A 15,808-nucleotide genomic window follows, 5' to 3' on the forward strand; every position below is an offset into this window, starting at 1 on the left:
AAATTTGCCTCGATAAATAAGAAACTTAAAACCATTAACAATTCAATAACATGAAAACTAACTGCACTATACCTGCCATCGTAATTTGCCTGATCACCTTATTTTTATCGGCACAGCCGAAATATACGCTGGCACAACAGGTAGACACCATTCGCCTGAAAGATAACCGCCTGAACACCGCCAGCCTGAAACCGGGGGTGCGCCAATACATAGTTTATTTCCAAAATCCAAAAAGCCCTAAAGTAATGCGGTTTTGGCTTTGGCTACGCGATACTAAAATAGAAACCCAAAACGGGCAGAAAGTATTTGTTACCAACCAGCACTGGTATGGCGGCGATACCACCAGCTACCGCACGGTATATTCGGTAAACAAGGCCAGCGATTTTTCGCCCATCTACCATTCGGAAACGGTGAACGGCAAAAACAAATCCTTTAACTGGAGCAACCAGAAAATTGTAGGTGCCGATACGGTGGCCGCAAACACAGCCAAAACCTACTCGCTTGATTTTACCGGGCCCTGCTACAACTGGAACCTGGATATGGAAACTTTTGAGATGCTGCCTCTGGCCGCCGGTAAAACGTTCGCCATTAATTTCTACGACGCGGGCTATAGTAAACCTGAGTACATTATCTACAAAGTAACCGGAAGCGAAGTAATTACCACCTACGATAACCAAAAAGTTGATTGCTGGATCTTGTTCAATGAAAGCGATAACGCCGGCCGCCACGCCACGGAAACCTTCTGGATAAGCAAAAAGAACCACGAGTTTTTAAAAGAGGAGGACAACTTTGCAGGCATGTACCGCTACAAAGTAAAAATGTCCGCTGCTACCACTAACGTTTTACCCAAGTTTGGTAAGTAAAAGCCGTTTTAAATCCCTCCCTGGGCACACGGTGGCCGAGGGGGATAAGAAATATGGGCAGCAATCAGGACCTTATTGAGACAAATCGTGTTAATCCTAAAAACCCTAAATCGTGTATTAGTTGCTAATATGTAAACCCTGGTAAGTATGCACCCCATCAGCATTACCATAGCTGAAGTTAAGATGTGTGAAGCGTTTGTATTTCTCTTTATACTTTGCAAAAACAGCTTCGGGCTGTTTTTTTCCGTTCACGGTCATCTCCTCGTTGTTGAGGGTGAGGTCGTGCAAGCTCTTTTCATTATCTATAATTTTGTCTTTAATAAGGTCGCCAATCAAAGCTTTCATCAGCAATTGATCCTGACGCGCTTGTTCCTGATCCTTTTTAGCCTGGATCTGGTCTTTAGCGGCTTGCTCCTGGTCGCGTTTTGCTTGCACCATATCTTTTGCTGCCTGCTCCTGGTCTTTTTTTGCCTGTAACTGGTCAAGCTTAGCCCGTTCCTGATCGCGTTTGGCTTGCACCTGCGCCTCACCGGCACCGGCCTGGTCTCTTTGTGCCTGCTCGGCATCACGTTTTGCTTGTAAGGCGTCTTTCTGCGCTTGTTCCGCATCGCGCTTAGCCTGCAGTTGATCACGACCCGCCTGCTCCTGGTCGCGTTTGGCTTGCACCATGTCACGGGCGGCCTGTTCCTGGTCTTTCTTAGCCTGGATCTTATCCCGCTTTATCTGCTCCTTTATTTTGGTGAGCACGGTGCTGTAATCACCCCATTTAGCGGCGGGGATCTGTTCGCCATCTATATAAAGCTCTGTCATTTTATCGATCACAAATTTGGCTTTGTAAATTACGCCATTCCAGTTGGTGCGAAACTCCTCCACCTCTTGCCCGTTGCTGCGCGAGGTGGTCATGTAATTGCTGTTAGGCGAATTATCGCGGACTGTTTTTTTCTTCGCCTGCCCATAGCTTAGGGTAGTCGCGGCCATTGCGGCCAGTAAAAGGCCTTGTTTTAAAAATTTTGTTTTCATTTTATTTGATCTAAAGGTTAAAAATTGGGCAATACAATTCCGCCTCACCATTGGTGAGTTTTAAAAAATGCGGTGCCGGTTGGTTTTGCTTGTTGCTATTTGCTACAGGGCAGGGCGCGCTTTCCCCACGCTAAAGTTTTAGCGGTGTTGTGTTTACAGTTGAATGCTGAGGTTGTTTTTTTGATTTTGCTGTACTCGTTGCTGGTCTTTTTTGGCTTGTTCCTGGTCTTTACCAGCCTGTTGCTGATCCCGGATGGCTTGCTCCTGATCGCGTTTGGCTTGGATCTGGTCTTTGGCTGCTTGTGCCTGGTCAATTGCGGCCTGCTTCATATCGCGTTCGGCTTGCTCTTTATCGCGTTTGGCTTGCAGTTGGTCAAGTTCGGCCTGGTCTTTTTGTTTTGCAGGTGTATTGGCGTTGGTTTGGCTTTCGTACAAGGTCCTGTCGTAAACTTCTTTAGCGCGGTCTGCTTCCATTTTGGCCAGTTCAGAAGCATACTTTTGCTTTAAAACGATTTCCATATCTGCTTTCTCCTTGGCCGATACCATGGCATTATCAAAAGCTGCAGGTTCAGTTTTTTGAATGAGAGGAAGCGGCTCTTTTGCTTTGTTCTTATCTTCTTTCTTAACGATGCTTACTGGCTCCGATACTGCATTTTTCGGTTGAATAGCCCGCTGTGTAACTACCATCTTTGGTTTTGCTTCGCGATGAGCGATCACCCTTATTTGTGTAATAGCCGCCGTTGCCACCATTGTCGAGAGGATCAATACACCGGCCATAAAGAAAACCTTTTCGGCGGTACCAAGCGCCTTGTTTTGGTTTTGCAAAATGCGGCTTACGCGTTGCAGCAAATGGTTCTTTTTACCGGGGAAAGCCACCTGGCAAACCGCGCCATACAGCGAATATTCCTTAAAGCTGATGAGCGCCTGTACAAATTCGCGCTTGTTTTTGGTTTGCGCCAGGGCAATGTCGTCGCAGCAATTCTCGCGCTCATCGCGCAGCAGCGACGAGATCCACATTAGTCCGGGATTAAAGAAGAACACCGTTTCGGTGATGGTTTGCAAAAAGTTCACCACGTAATCGTTCCGGCGGATGTGTGCCAGTTCGTGCAGTAGTACAGCCTCTATCTGTTCGGGTGGAAGCCCTGCCAACAAGCCCATTGGCATCAGTATCACCGGCTTTAAATGGCCTATTACAAAAGGTACTTTTACATAGCCCGATTCCAGTAATTGTACTGCTCGTTTCAACTGCAGTTTTTCGCAGAGTATCGCCATGCGCTGCTGCCAGTAAATATTGGATGCTGCAATATCGCGGTGCCGCGCCCTTTGGATAAATACCAGCCCACCTATAAACTTTACCGAACGGAACAGAAACAGGATAAACCAAACCAGCACCACCATAGGCGCGTTCACAGTAAAGTAACTGATACAGGCATAGCCAAACTGGCTGATACTGCGGGTATCTATATTAAACAGTACGGTGGCATCCGCTGCTAATTTGCCGTTAAACGGCTGCGTAAGCACCTGCGCCGTCTCCCGGTTCCAAACCCAGGCAAACGTGTAAATACATGCCCCTATAAAAAGCGCGAACTGCGCAAGCACCAGGTTGTACCTTACTGCCGCGCTTGCCTTGCGGGTGGCCATCAATACCAGCGCGGCAACCATCGCCAGCAGCAAGCCCTGCCATAACGAGTGGATGAGCATCCAGCTAAATGCCTGGATAACGCGGTTGGTGGTGATGAGGGTAAGCAGGTGCATGGTTTTGCGTATTATTGGGCTTTGTCCATTTTGTTAAGCAACTCTTTTATCTTCTGCAATTCTTCTTCTGATGTTTTATCGTTACCCAGTAAAGCAACCATCAGGCTGCTTGCCGAGCCATTGTACATGGAATCTACAAAGCGGCCCAGCATGTTGCCTTTCACTTTGGCTTCTTCCAGCGCGGCGCTGTAAATGTGTTTCATGTTGGTCTCGTCGCGCTCCAACATACCTTTTTCTTTCATCACCTGCATCAGCTTCAGGGTAGAGGTATATATCACCGCTTCTTTTTGCTCGTTCAGCTTATCATGCACAAAACGCACCGTTGAAGGGCCATCCTGCCAAAGTATTTGCAGCACATCCATCTCGGTTTTGGTAGGTACGTTATCAGCGGGTTTATCTTTCTTAAACAACATCATAAACCAAAGGTATGTATTGAAAACGTACGTTGCAATAGTTAAGGTAAAATAATTTTAGATTTTAAAAAAAAAATGTCGTCGCCCGGGCTGCTATATCCTGTCAAATCTTTTAATCCCTAAATCGTGTTAAAAGTTGGGAGCACAATAGGGGTAAACCCTGCCATCATTGTACTAGGTGTATAAAAGCAAAACATACACAATGATGATAGAATTAATTACATGGCTGTTTAAGAAATACGCTATGCCGGTATTAAGCCGATACCGGGCCAACAGAAACACCGGTGCCATAAAAATCGCCGCGGCTAAACCTGCACCACAATTTCAACCCGAATAAAAGAGCCAACTGGTTTTTTGGCTGGAATGTGGGCTTGAGTTTGTTTTAGGAAGCGCTACCCGGCACAAGGTACTCCGGCTTAAACGCTTATATCCAATCGCTGAATCTCATCTGTACATCTGAAATTTGCTCATCTGCACGTTTTTCTCCATGCTTTTCGCCGACCTATTTCAGCCGTTCACCGATGTAATTCCCCCGTACGTCTAATTGGTCGTATTGCGCTGTAACGTTTCCTATGTGAGGGCGTCATATTGGTGTATTTAATAAAACGAAAAACACAAATAGCACTCACAATCAAAATATTAGGAATCATGAAAACAACATTTTTAACCATAGCAACCATCTTCACTTTAGCCATAGGTACTATAACAACCAGCTTCGCTGCAGCAAATAATAACCCGGAAGAAGTAGCAACCGTTTTAACAAACTTAAGCCAGATCAACAAAATAGAGATCCGCGGTAATGTGCAGCTGTTCGTGTCAGATGGTACTGCCGACCAGGTAAAAGTTTACAACCGTTACTACGCAGAGAGCGCGGTGGTTAAAAACGAGAACGGTGTACTGCGCATCGCATCATACAACGCAAAAACCTTAGTGGTTTGGGTTACAGCCGCCGACCTGCGCAGCATCTCTGCTTATGACAACGCTGAAGTAAAATCTTTCGGTAACCTGTCTAAGATAGACCTGGATGTTAACCTGTACAACAACGCATCAGCAAAATTGAACCTTGATGCTTTTAAAGCAAACATCACCGTAAACGACCACGCTAAAGCAGATGTTACCGGTAACGTAAGCGAGTATAACCTGGTTCGTGATCAGTCTGCAACCGTTAACAACACTGATTTAGCTTCAATCAGCAAAACAGAGAAGATCACCAACAGGTTTACCCCGGCTAAAGCAGAATTAGCTATCTTGTAAGTAATACTTTTGCAAAAGTTCAACATATATTCAGTCAAAGCCACCGTGTAAAGGGTGGCTTTTTTTGGTTATTAACAATAAATATTGTGGTTTGATGGGATTTAGGACTCCGTCAGCTCGCCTCTCAGGTCTTTTTCCAAACAGCGCTTTACTTCCTGCGGGTCGTCTATCTCGCCGAGGAGGTACATCATTTTGGTAACGGCTGCTTCAAAGGTCATGTCGAATCCGCTGGCTATGCCCATATCTTTAAGTTCCTTGCTGGTTTCATAGCGGCCAAGTTCTACGGTGCCCACTTTACATTGGGAGATATCCAATATCACTTTTCCGGCGTCTATGGCTGCTTTCAGCAGGTCTATAAACCATTGGTCGGTAGTGGTGTTGCCGGCGCCGAAGGTCTCCATTACAATACCGCGTACATCCGCGCCTAAAATGGTTTCTACTACTTTGGGGCTGATGCCGGGATACAGTTTTAGTACCGCTACATCGCTTACCAGGTTATTATGCACTTTTAGCGGACCTTCGCCCGGCTGGCGGATGTCATTCGCGCTGAAACGCAGGTGTACGCCCGACTCGGCCAGGATAGGATAATTGGGCGAGCGGAACGCTTCGAATTTTGAGGAGTTATATTTAAATGCACGGTTACCACGGAATAGTTTATAATCAAAATAGATACAAACTTCGGGTACGCGACTTTTATCGTTCTTTTTAGCTTTGGCTATTTCTATGGCGGTCATCAGGTTTTCCTTGGCATCCGTACGTACGGCGCTGATAGGAAGTTGTGAACCGGTAAAAATTACCGGCTTATCTAAATTTTGCAGCATAAAGCTCAACGCCGATGCTGTATACGCCATGGTGTCCGAACCATGCAAAATTACGAAACCGTCCACCTCGTCGTAGCTGGCTTCTATCAATCCTGCCAGCTCGCTCCAAACCTGTGGGTTCATGTTTGATGAATCGATAATCTGCTCGAAAGAATGAACCTTAATTTTACAGTTAAGTTTCTCCAATTCGGGCACATTATCCATTATCTGCTCAAAATTGATGGGTACCAGTACTTTGGTTATCGGGTCGGTCATCATACCAATAGTGCCGCCGGTATAGATGATCAGTATTTGGCTCATTGCTCAGGTTTATACTTTTAATAAATAATTACACCCCGAAGATCTGTTTGGAATTTTCGGTGGTGGTGTTTGCCACTTCTTCTACAGTAATTTGATACAGTTCCGCAACTTTTTGGGCTATGTATGTTAAATAAGAGCTTTCGTTAGGTTTTCCCCGGTACGGAACAGGGGTAAGATACGGAGAATCAGTTTCTAAAACGATATGCTTCAGGTCAATTTGTGGTAAGAATTTGTCTAACCCCGCGTTTTTATACGTTACAACGCCGCCTATCCCCAAATAAAAACCGAGGGTAATAACTTTTTGGGCCTGCTCCAGCGTGCCGCTAAAGCAGTGGAATATGCCGCGCAGGTGCTCGTCCTGTTCTTGCATTAATACTTCGTAAACCTCATCAAAAGCATCGCGACAGTGGATCACTATCGGCAACTTTAACTGTTTAGCCCATTTTATTTGCAGTTTAAAGGCATGGGTTTGCTCAGTCACCAAGGTTTTATCCCAATAAAGGTCAATCCCTATTTCGCCAATAGCGTAAATTTTTTGCTGGTGAAGTATGGGCTGCATCAGCATCAGCTGGTGTTCCCAATCCTCTTTTACCGAACAGGGGTGCAAGCCAAGCATGGCAAAGCAGTTATCGGGGTAAGCATCCAGCAAATCAGCCATCAGGGGGATAGAAGCTGCATCAACGTTAGGCAAAAACAGCCGGGTAACACCGTTATCAAAGCAGCGCTGCATTAAGGCCTGCCGTTTTGTATCGATGGTTTCGTAATACAAATGAGTATGCGTATCTGTTAATACCATGCTGCAAAAATAAAAAAGCCTCCGTTGCGGGAGGCTTTTTATGTTTATTAATTTTTCTTTTTTACAATAGGTCGCTTTTTAAACGGTGTTTTGCCCTTGGTAGCAACTGCTGGTTTCACAACAGGATGTTTGCCGGGGATAACGCTCACCATCTCCACATCAAACACGAGGGTGCTATACGGCTTAATAATGCCGCTGCCCTGCTCGCCATAACCAATGGCCGATGGAATGATGAACGTTGCTTTAGCGCCTTTGTTAAGCAACTGCAAACCTTCTACCCAACCTGCAATTAAAGGCTGTACGCCAAGTACAAATGTTAGCGGCTGGTATGGGTTCCCTTGCTGGTATGTACCGGCGGCTTTCGCAACCGATTCAATGCTGGTATCAAATACTTCCTCGGTGGTTAAACGCCCGGCGTAGTGTACCATTAAAGAGTCGCCTTTACGGGCGTAAGGGCCAACACCTGTTTTGGTGATCACATAACGCAAGCCCGATGGGGTAGCTTTTGTAACCAAACCGTGTTTTTTTATGTAAGCATCGCCCTGGGTACCTTCGGCGGCTTTTAATTTAGCAACTCCTGCATTACGCTCGGCAATGGCATCGGCTAATGTTTGGATCTGTACAATTTTTAAGGTGCATAAAATGTTGCCGCCTTTGGCTAAAAAAGCCGGGCGCTGCGCATCATTACCTTTAAAAATGGTATCAACAGGTATTTTCACAATGGCGCTGTCGCCAACTGCCAATAAAGGCAAAATATCCATCAAGTCGCCCGGGTTACGCGACGGCTGTGCCTGTACTTTAACCGGCTGCCCCATTTTGTAGCTGCTAAACAGTATCGAATCTTTGTCGGTGCGTTGAGTAACGTGGAAGGTAACCACATCGCTCGCTTTAACTTTTTCGCCGGTGTTTGGGGTAAGTATCTGGTACTGTATGCCGCTTGGGAGGGTTTTTAAGCCCTGCGCATTGGCTGTTACCGCAAAACCGGTAAGCAGCAACAATGTATAAATAGCTTTTTTCATAATAAAAAAGCCCTCCGTTTTAGAACGGAAGGCTGTAGTGGGGTTAAATATTATCTAAATGCAGGCGGTTGTGGTGCTGCAGGTTTTGGAGCGTTCGGATTTGCGTGAATAATGTCAACAACTTCTACAGTAAACACGGTAATTGCAAAAGCAGGGATCATAGGCGGCGCGCCTTGTTCGCCCCAGCCAAGGTCTGACGGGATTACAAAAGTTGCTTTCGCGCCTTTGTTTAGCAACAGTAAGCCTTCGTCCCAACCTCTTATCACTTTGCCTTCGCCTACTGCAAGGTGCATAGGCGCGTAAACGCGGCGTGGGTCTGCAGGCTGTTTGGTGTAAGCAGAAACCTTTGCAGCGTTTTCTTTCAGGCTGCTATCAAACATTTTACCGTTTAACAGTGTGCCGGCGTAATTTACAACAGCGGTATCGCCCTTTGCAATAGCTGAGCCAGTGCCTGGTGTAGTTATCACATAGTTTAAGCCCGATGGCGTAACAGTAGTTTTTAGCTTGTTGTCTTCAATATACTTTTTAATTTTTGCAGGCTCGCTTTTCTTAATCAATTCTGACTGTGCTTTAACAAACTCAGATATACGGCCCTGAAAAACAACTTCGCTAAGGTTTCCACGAGGAATTACTTTATCTACTTTAACATTGTAAATAATGTATTTGCCTTTAATGCCGGGAGGTTTTGGCTGGCCTTTTTTAAATACCGAATCGATATTCATTTTAAAGGTTGCACTGTCGCCTTCGCTCAGCAGCAGGAAACCGGTAGTGATATCACCTTTTTTCTGTTCTTTTGGCATTGGGGCCAACACTGGGCGGCCAGATTCGTAAGTGCTGTATACAACCGAATCTCCTTCGGTTTTTAATACAAGATTCAGGCTCATAAAGTCGCCTGTTTTAATGGTTGGGCCCGATTTATCTACGGTTATATCATATAACAAACCACCGTCGGCCTGTTTAAATCCACCTTTACAACTTGCTAACCCTATTGTTGCAAGCGCGATAAGCATTACATTTTTCCTCATTTTAGTTTTTACTGTATTAATAGTTTTTTATAGTCTGGTAATATTGATTTGAATTTTTGTACTACGACCGCAAAGCTATCATTTGATTGCCCGCCCGCCGCATTGCGGTGCCCGCCGCCATTGAAATATTTTTTACAAATTTCGTTTGCCGGGAACTCTTCTTTGCTACGTAACGATAGTTTTACCATATCGTTGCGCTCCACAATGAATGCGCCCAGTTTTATGCTGGCTATAGATAGGGCATAATTTACGATGCCCTCGGTATCGCCTGTATTAACATCAAACTTAGCAAGGTCTGTTTTACTAACGGCAATTATGGCGGTATTGTATTCGGGCAGTATTTCCAGGCAGTTGGCCAGGCAATGCCCTATAAAGCGCAATCGGTTTTCTGATGCGCTGTTGTATATCAATTCGTGGATGCGCCAGTTTACCGCGCCGCAGTCTATCAGTTCGGCAACTATCCGGTGCACATCTGATGTGGTATTTGGTAAACGGAAGGAGGCGGAATCGGTAAGGATGCCTGTATATAAGCAGGTGGCTACGTCTTTATCTATCAGATCTTTGCGGCCAAGCTCGTTTGCGATGAAGGTGTACACCAGTTGCGCGGTAGCACAAGCCTTAATATCCCAATAACGGTAATCATCAAAATCCTGTGGTTCCAGGTGATGGTCGATCATTACTTTGTAGGCACTGCTTGCACCTACCAGTTCACCCATTTGGTTAATGCGGCTGAGGTTGTTAAAATCGAGGCAAAAAATGATGTCGGCATCTGCTATCAAAACGGCAGCTTCTTCGGTATGCTCGGTGTAGATCATTACCTCTTCGTTACCAGGCATCCAGGCCAAAAAGTCGGGATAATCTGTTGGGGCAATAACGGTAGCGTGGTGCCCAAGTTGTATTAAATAATTATACAATCCTAACGATGAACCCATCGCATCACCATCGGGTTTGTGATGGGTAGTAATAACTATTTTTTGGGGCTGAGCTAAAAGTTCTGCAAGCGAGGCTAAATCCAACATCAATTTTAAAAAGAAGTGCAAAGCTAAATAAATTAATTAAATACAAACAGCTTATTTAGCAGTAAAAGCTTTATGTTTCAGTTGTAAAACGCTATTTTTGCGCCAATTTTAATAATCTAATTAAGAGATTAACTCCAAAAAATGAAAACCAACAGAACATTTACAATGATAAAGCCGGATGCAGTTGCTAACGGCCACATTGGCGCTATTTTAGATCATATCACCAAAGCAGGTTTTAAGATAGTAGCGCTAAAATACACAGCTTTAAGCGCGCAAAAAGCCGGCGAATTTTACGCGGTACACAGCGAACGCGGTTTTTATGCCGACCTGGTAAGTTTTATGTCTTCGGGACCTATCGTAGCGGCTATTTTAGAGAAAGATAACGCTATCGCGGATTTCCGTACGTTAATTGGCGCTACCGATCCATCTAAAGCTGATAAAGGCACCATCCGTAACCTGTTTGCAAAATCTATCGAGGCAAACGCAGTGCACGGATCTGACTCTGACGAAAACGCTGAAATTGAAGGCAGTTTCTTCTTCTCGGCTTTCGAAAAATTCTAACAACCAGTATACTTCAACCGGCTGTAATACTGTTTATTACAGCCGGTTTATTTTTATTTGACCTTGCTTTGTACAATATTTGTTTTTAACTTTACGTTGTTACTCCAACACGCGCCAGTTAGCAGGTCACAGTCATGAAAGCATTATTCAAGTACGTTGTTTATTCGGTAATAATTGTGACTATTTTATTGGTGTCTCTGGATATTTTCAGGTACCACCCCGAAGCGCAATTCGCGTTCATCTTCCCGGGGATCTTTCTTTTAGCTTTCTCGCATATTATGGATGATGCCCTGCGCGGGATCTCTTCACGCATCCGCTTAGGCCGGAAGTAGTTTACAAAAACACAATTTCTTCTACCAGTACCGTTTTAGCTTCATCGTTTATTTTGGCGATGATTTGGCTGCGCATCATCACCAGTTCATTTTTTATTACCGATGATTCTATCCGTAAAAAAAGTTTCTTATCTCTGATGAATAGCTCCTTTGTGCGGTTTGCTACCGATTTGCCCACCAGGTCTGGCCAGGCGGCCACTACATGGGTTTCATCGTACCGGCGCTTTATTTTGTAAACGTTCAGCATTTGTTCAATAGCTTCTTTAAGCGATTTGTCGTTTGTTTTACGCATCAATGTTTCCCTCCGCTACTTTAAATAATTTTACATCCACGTTTATCGCCTCAAATATATTCTGCACCCGGCTAATGCTGGTATCGGTGATGAGCACCTGCCCAAAATCATTATTGCTCACCATCTGCATGAGTTTGGTTACCCGGCCCTCATCCAGCTTATCAAATATATCATCCAACAGCAAAAGCGGTTTAAAACCTTTCTTTTGGGTAAGAAAGGTATACTGCGCAAGTTTTAGCGCTATGAGGAAGGATTTTTGCTGCCCCTGCGACCCGAATTTTTTCATGGGCATGGCATGGATGTTGAATTGAAGATCATCCTTATGGATGCCACTGGTAGTGCGCTCCAATATCCGGTCGCGCTCAATGGTCTTCTTCAACAGGCTTGCCATGTTATCATTTAATAATTGCGACTCATACACCAGTTCCACCTGTTCTGCATCGCCGCTTATAAAACTATAATGCTGGTTAAAAATAGGGGTGAAGCTTTCCATAAACGCCCTGCGCTTTTCAAATATGCGCGCGCCCGAGGCGGTGAGCTGCTCATCCAGCACAGCCAGCAGATCGGGGTCGTACCGGCCGGTATCGGCTATCAGCTTCAGCATGGCGTTCCGGTTCGCCAGGAATTTATTGTAGGCGATCAGCTCGTCCAGATAGTGGTTATCCGTTTGCGAGATCACGTTATCAATGAATTTGCGGCGCTCTTCGCTGCCTTCAATAATAATGCTGATATCATATGGCGATACCATTACCAATGGGAGCAGCCCTATATGATCTGCAAGGCGCTGGTAATCTTTTTTATTGCGCTTGAATTGTTTTTTCTGATTGCGTTTTACGCCGCAGGCCACTACCTCTTTATTGCCGTTCTTCTCAAAAACGCCGTTGATCATAAAGAAATCGGCGCCTTGTTTTATCTGCTGGCTATCTATTGGGTTAAAATAGCTTTTACACAGGCTGAGGTAGTGTACCGCATCCAGCAGGTTGGTTTTGCCAGCACCATTATTCCCTACAAAAGCATTAACGCCGGTGCTGAGGGTAAGCTCGGCTTCGGTATAATTCTTAAAATTTAAAAAGGAAAGTTGCTGCAGGTACATGGGATGGCAAAATTACGCAATTAGTTTGGGGGATTACACCGATTGTAGGTTGATTTCACAGATTTAGTTAGGACGACACATGACCATTATTAGTCGTTAGATCAATAAAATCATGGTTAAAAATGCGTTAGCGATTGCAGTGGAAACCCCGGAATGCAGCGGCGCTTCTATCAGCGGCGCGAAATGAGGAGTTGTAACGAAAAGCGCGGGCCGAAGGCAACGCCATAAATGGTCTGTCTGAACTCGAATTAAACGAATTTTTTGAATGGGCAGAACTTAACGCTTTAAACGCAGCCGTAAAACTCTTAATTAGATGAATTCCATAAATTGGTTTAATTCGAGTTCAGACAAAAACACGCTCATAATCAATCAAATCAACAATTAACTAAGCAAAAATAATTATTTGTTAAAAGTTTTGAAAACCGTAGTTTTGCAAACTTAATTTTTAAATACAAATGTCAGCAACCGAGTTGAAAACAAAGGCTACGCCAGCAAATACAGAAACAGTGAAGAGTGGCAGCTTTGTTCAGGAGAATCAAAAAAGCTTATTATTTATAGCAGGCGCTATCGTGTTAATGGTAGTGATATACATAGCTTATACCAAATTTTACCTGGGCGACAGGGAAGTGAAAGCCGCCAACCAAATACACGTAGCACAGGATTACTGGGCTAAAAAGAATTGGGATAAAGCTATTAATGGTGCCGACAGCTACCCTGGTTTAGAAAAAATTGTTGCCGACTACAGCAACACAAAAACCGCAAACCTTGCTTACTTTTACTTAGGCGTTGCTTATTTAAACAAAGGCGAATACCGCAAAGCGATAGATAACTTTAATAACTACCGTGGTGACGATATGATGGTTGCAGCTGAAGCTTACGGCGGCACAGGTGATGCTTACGTGGAATTGAAAGATTACGACAAAGCGGAAACCTACTTCAAAAAAGCGATTGATAAAGCTAACAACCAATTCCTTTCTCCGGTTTACCTGAAAAAATTAGGTTTGGTTTACGAAGCTAAAAACGACAACAAATCGGCAGTTGATACTTACAAAAAGATAAAAACCGATTACCCAACAAGCACCGAAGCCCAAAGCATCGACGCTTACATAGCACGCGCAGAAGCTAAGTAGCAATACTTATTTCGGATGTCGAATGTTCGATTTCGGATTTATAACTGGATAGCATATATTCACAAATAGATCAGAGATCGAACATTTTTGTTTTACTACAATCTGAACTAACGGGAAAATCCCAAATCCGAAATCGAAAATCTCAAATCCGAAATCAAACTATGTCTTCAGCATTAAAAAACCTTTCCGATTTTTCTACCGCTACCGAGATCCCTTCGGCAGAGGCGTTTACCTTTGGTATTGTTGTTGCCGAATGGAACGCCGAAATTACCAACGCGCTTTACCAGGGCGCATACAATAGCTTGGTAAAATATGGCGCTAAGGAGAAGAACATCCATAGCTACCCGGTACCCGGCAGCTTTGAGCTTACCAGCGGCGCCGAACTGCTTTTACAAACCGGGAAGTTTGATGCCGTGATATGCCTGGGCTGTGTAATACAAGGCGAAACCCGCCATTTTGATTTTATTTGTAACGCGGTTGCAAATGGTGTAAGCAATGTTGCTATAAAATATTCAAAACCTGTTATATTTGGAGTGCTTACTACTGACAACCAGCAGCAGGCGATAGATAGGGCAGGTGGCAAACACGGCAATAAGGGCGACGAAGCTGCAGTAACTGCCATAAAAATGGCTAAATTGGCTGAAACTTTGCAAGGCTAAAAGCGTATAAAACAGAGTTATTATAAACCCATAGAATGAAAAAGATAGTTTACATAATTGTTATGGCCCTTTTAGTTGGCATCAGCGTTTCCTCTTGCTCAAACAAACTATGCCCCGCTTACGGCTCGTACCCAAACAGAAAGTAAGCGGCTAATTGTCATTTTTTACCCCATGCTTAAAACTTAACGCAGTTTTACATTGTATTTACTTTTAAACGGGTTTATACTTTTATTTTTGCGCTATGGAATGGATATCGTTGGAGACGGCTTCTCAGCTTGATAATATAAAACAACAGCAAGGTTACAGCTTGATATTTAAACACAGCACGCGCTGCAGCATCAGCATGATGGCTAAAAGGCGTTTCGAGCTGGATTGGGAAGACCTGCCGGGAGATATGCCCCTCTACTTTTTAGACCTTATTAAACATCGCGATATTTCCGCTAAAATTGCCCAGGATTTCCAGGTTCACCACGAATCGCCTCAATTACTGCTGATAAAAGATGGCGAATGTGTGCTGGATCAATCGCACGGCGGTATCTCTGTTGATGAAACGGTGAGCGTTCTTTCATAGAATCAAGAGGTCAGGAATCAGGAAGCCATACAATAAGACTATATATGCCCTGTAGGTTAACAGCTTACGGGGCTTTTTTTATGTCAAGCTCCAGTAGACTCCAGTATCGGCGTCACAGTAAAAGCCCTCGAATGGACGTATCTCAAGTATTTTTTTAGTGGTCTCCCTATCAGAACACAGCAATGTGAAATGGCTATCCCAATGCGTTGTATATAATATTTCATTTTGAGGAGTGTACCAATTTTCGTGGTGATAGTTCACGTCAACTTTATTGCGAATAATATCATTGATATATTGAAGTTTACGCTCGTGCCCAAACTCATCTCCAATAAAAACCCATTCGTGCCCAAGCTCCAAAAGAGGCTTTAGCATATCATCAATTAGTAATTCGCTAAAATCCCCGTGATTTGGTTCTAATAAATTATACCTCTGGCAGGTATCGTTAAGCATTTTTGACTGGTTCTCATTTTGATGCTTCTTAGCTAGGCTGTAAGTGGAATTTCGCAAAGCGATATCCACAGTCTTGATATTAGGCAACCCTGAAAGTTCTATAACCTCAGCCCATGAAACGCTTTTTGTGAGCTTTGTAATTTTCTCCTTGCCAGGCCATTCCTTTTTCGAAAACGCCTCATTTTTATTTTTTACAACTTTGTAAAAAGGATGTAATATCAGGTATATGCATTCGTAATATCCCTTGTAGAATTCTAAAAGAGGCATATTACTGGATGGAGAAATAATATTTCTGAATATTTCCGGCGTCTTTCTAACTTTCTTTTCTGCCATCGGGTTTCGTATCTATGGGTTTAGGTAAATTGAAAACTGCCTAAAACGATTACCAATTTAAAGCTTTTACATTAAACTGTAATATTATTATTTGTAATTAAA

The 15,808-nt window shown here is 43.9% G+C and carries 19 protein-coding genes; 8 read left to right on the forward strand and 11 right to left on the reverse strand.

The features are described from left to right. Positions 1 to 50: 50 nt before the first annotated feature. Positions 51 to 863 carry a DUF3108 domain-containing protein gene (locus EPL05_RS18120; RefSeq protein ID WP_128535398.1) on the forward strand — a complete coding sequence of 271 codons (813 nt, stop codon included), beginning with the start codon at positions 51 to 53 and terminating at the stop codon, positions 861 to 863. Between the two features lie 117 nt (positions 864 to 980). Here the strand turns inward: EPL05_RS18120 and EPL05_RS18125 are convergent, their stop codons facing one another. From EPL05_RS18125 to EPL05_RS18135, 3 genes are all read right to left on the reverse strand, one after another. Next, complete coding sequence (locus EPL05_RS18125; protein ID WP_128535399.1) at positions 981 to 1,883, reverse strand: hypothetical protein; 903 nt, start codon at positions 1,881 to 1,883, stop codon at positions 981 to 983. A 153-nt stretch (positions 1,884 to 2,036) separates the two neighbouring features. After that, positions 2,037 to 3,638 carry a M56 family metallopeptidase gene (locus tag EPL05_RS18130; protein WP_128535400.1) on the reverse strand — a complete coding sequence of 534 codons (1,602 nt, stop codon included), beginning with the start codon at positions 3,636 to 3,638 and terminating at the stop codon, positions 2,037 to 2,039. 11 nt (positions 3,639 to 3,649) lie between these two features. Then, a complete protein-coding gene (locus EPL05_RS18135) occupies positions 3,650 to 4,054 on the reverse strand; it encodes a BlaI/MecI/CopY family transcriptional regulator (protein ID WP_128535401.1) in 405 nt (134 codons plus the stop codon). 199 nt (positions 4,055 to 4,253) lie between these two features. Here EPL05_RS18135 and EPL05_RS24505 point away from each other — a divergent pair, with 199 nt between their 5' ends. Both EPL05_RS24505 and EPL05_RS18140 read left to right on the forward strand, forming a co-directional pair. Then, complete coding sequence (locus EPL05_RS24505; RefSeq protein ID WP_262708200.1) at positions 4,254 to 4,388, forward strand: hypothetical protein; 135 nt, start codon at positions 4,254 to 4,256, stop codon at positions 4,386 to 4,388. A 311-nt stretch (positions 4,389 to 4,699) separates the two neighbouring features. Then, positions 4,700 to 5,305, forward strand: a complete 606-nt coding sequence (locus EPL05_RS18140; RefSeq protein ID WP_128535402.1) for a GIN domain-containing protein — start codon at positions 4,700 to 4,702, stop codon at positions 5,303 to 5,305. A gap of 101 nt (positions 5,306 to 5,406) precedes the next feature. Here EPL05_RS18140 and EPL05_RS18145 read toward each other — a convergent pair whose 3' ends face one another. Genes EPL05_RS18145 through EPL05_RS18165 form a run of 5 tightly spaced genes read right to left on the reverse strand, consistent with a single transcriptional unit; the run spans position 5,407 to position 10,285 of the window. Continuing rightward, positions 5,407 to 6,426, reverse strand: coding sequence for an asparaginase (locus tag EPL05_RS18145; RefSeq protein WP_128535403.1), 1,020 nt, complete (start codon positions 6,424 to 6,426; stop codon positions 5,407 to 5,409). 28 nt (positions 6,427 to 6,454) lie between these two features. Next, the gene (locus EPL05_RS18150; RefSeq protein ID WP_128535404.1) at positions 6,455 to 7,222 is read right to left on the reverse strand and encodes a TatD family hydrolase; all 768 of its coding nucleotides are present in this window, start codon (positions 7,220 to 7,222) and stop codon (positions 6,455 to 6,457) included. 47 nt (positions 7,223 to 7,269) lie between these two features. Next, positions 7,270 to 8,241, reverse strand: a complete 972-nt coding sequence (locus tag EPL05_RS18155; RefSeq protein WP_128535405.1) for an FKBP-type peptidyl-prolyl cis-trans isomerase — start codon at positions 8,239 to 8,241, stop codon at positions 7,270 to 7,272. Positions 8,242 to 8,291: 50 nt separating this feature from the next. After that, complete coding sequence (locus EPL05_RS18160) at positions 8,292 to 9,266, reverse strand: FKBP-type peptidyl-prolyl cis-trans isomerase (protein WP_128535406.1); 975 nt, start codon at positions 9,264 to 9,266, stop codon at positions 8,292 to 8,294. Between the two features lie 8 nt (positions 9,267 to 9,274). Further along, positions 9,275 to 10,285 (reverse strand): DHH family phosphoesterase, encoded by a 1,011-nt coding sequence (locus EPL05_RS18165; protein WP_128535407.1) that lies wholly within the window; start codon positions 10,283 to 10,285, stop codon positions 9,275 to 9,277. A gap of 141 nt (positions 10,286 to 10,426) precedes the next feature. Here EPL05_RS18165 and EPL05_RS18170 point away from each other — a divergent pair, with 141 nt between their 5' ends. Both EPL05_RS18170 and EPL05_RS18175 read left to right on the forward strand, forming a co-directional pair. Continuing rightward, the gene (locus EPL05_RS18170; RefSeq protein WP_128535408.1) at positions 10,427 to 10,846 is read left to right on the forward strand and encodes a nucleoside-diphosphate kinase; all 420 of its coding nucleotides are present in this window, start codon (positions 10,427 to 10,429) and stop codon (positions 10,844 to 10,846) included. A gap of 134 nt (positions 10,847 to 10,980) precedes the next feature. Next, on the forward strand, positions 10,981 to 11,178 hold the full coding sequence (locus EPL05_RS18175) for a hypothetical protein (RefSeq protein ID WP_128535409.1): 198 nt from the start codon (positions 10,981 to 10,983) through the stop codon (positions 11,176 to 11,178). Between the two features lies 1 nt (position 11,179). Here EPL05_RS18175 and EPL05_RS18180 read toward each other — a convergent pair whose 3' ends face one another. Together EPL05_RS18180 and recF are read right to left on the reverse strand one after the other, a co-directional pair. Beyond that, positions 11,180 to 11,470 carry a DUF721 domain-containing protein gene (locus tag EPL05_RS18180; RefSeq protein ID WP_128535410.1) on the reverse strand — a complete coding sequence of 97 codons (291 nt, stop codon included), beginning with the start codon at positions 11,468 to 11,470 and terminating at the stop codon, positions 11,180 to 11,182. Beyond that, on the reverse strand, positions 11,463 to 12,563 hold the full coding sequence (gene recF / locus EPL05_RS18185; RefSeq protein ID WP_128535411.1) for a DNA replication/repair protein RecF: 1,101 nt from the start codon (positions 12,561 to 12,563) through the stop codon (positions 11,463 to 11,465). The genes EPL05_RS18180 and recF overlap by 8 nt, the downstream gene beginning before the upstream one ends. A 455-nt stretch (positions 12,564 to 13,018) precedes the next feature. On the opposite strand from recF, the gene EPL05_RS18190 reads away from it, so the two are divergent. The 3 genes from EPL05_RS18190 (at position 13,019) to ytxJ (ending at position 14,923) form a co-directional block, all read left to right on the forward strand. Next, positions 13,019 to 13,693 (forward strand): tetratricopeptide repeat protein, encoded by a 675-nt coding sequence (locus tag EPL05_RS18190; RefSeq protein ID WP_128535412.1) that lies wholly within the window; start codon positions 13,019 to 13,021, stop codon positions 13,691 to 13,693. A 161-nt stretch (positions 13,694 to 13,854) separates the two neighbouring features. Next, positions 13,855 to 14,352, forward strand: a complete 498-nt coding sequence (gene ribH / locus EPL05_RS18195) for a 6,7-dimethyl-8-ribityllumazine synthase (RefSeq protein ID WP_128535413.1) — start codon at positions 13,855 to 13,857, stop codon at positions 14,350 to 14,352. A 241-nt stretch (positions 14,353 to 14,593) separates the two neighbouring features. Next, positions 14,594 to 14,923, forward strand: a complete 330-nt coding sequence (gene ytxJ, locus EPL05_RS18200; RefSeq protein WP_128535414.1) for a bacillithiol system redox-active protein YtxJ — start codon at positions 14,594 to 14,596, stop codon at positions 14,921 to 14,923. Positions 14,924 to 15,001: 78 nt separating this feature from the next. Here ytxJ and EPL05_RS18205 read toward each other — a convergent pair whose 3' ends face one another. Beyond that, positions 15,002 to 15,706 carry a DUF2711 family protein gene (locus tag EPL05_RS18205; protein WP_128535415.1) on the reverse strand — a complete coding sequence of 235 codons (705 nt, stop codon included), beginning with the start codon at positions 15,704 to 15,706 and terminating at the stop codon, positions 15,002 to 15,004. Positions 15,707 to 15,808: the final 102 nt, after the last annotated feature.

This window comes from Mucilaginibacter gilvus, from assembly GCF_004054195.1.
Classification (GTDB): domain Bacteria; phylum Bacteroidota; class Bacteroidia; order Sphingobacteriales; family Sphingobacteriaceae; genus Mucilaginibacter; species Mucilaginibacter gilvus.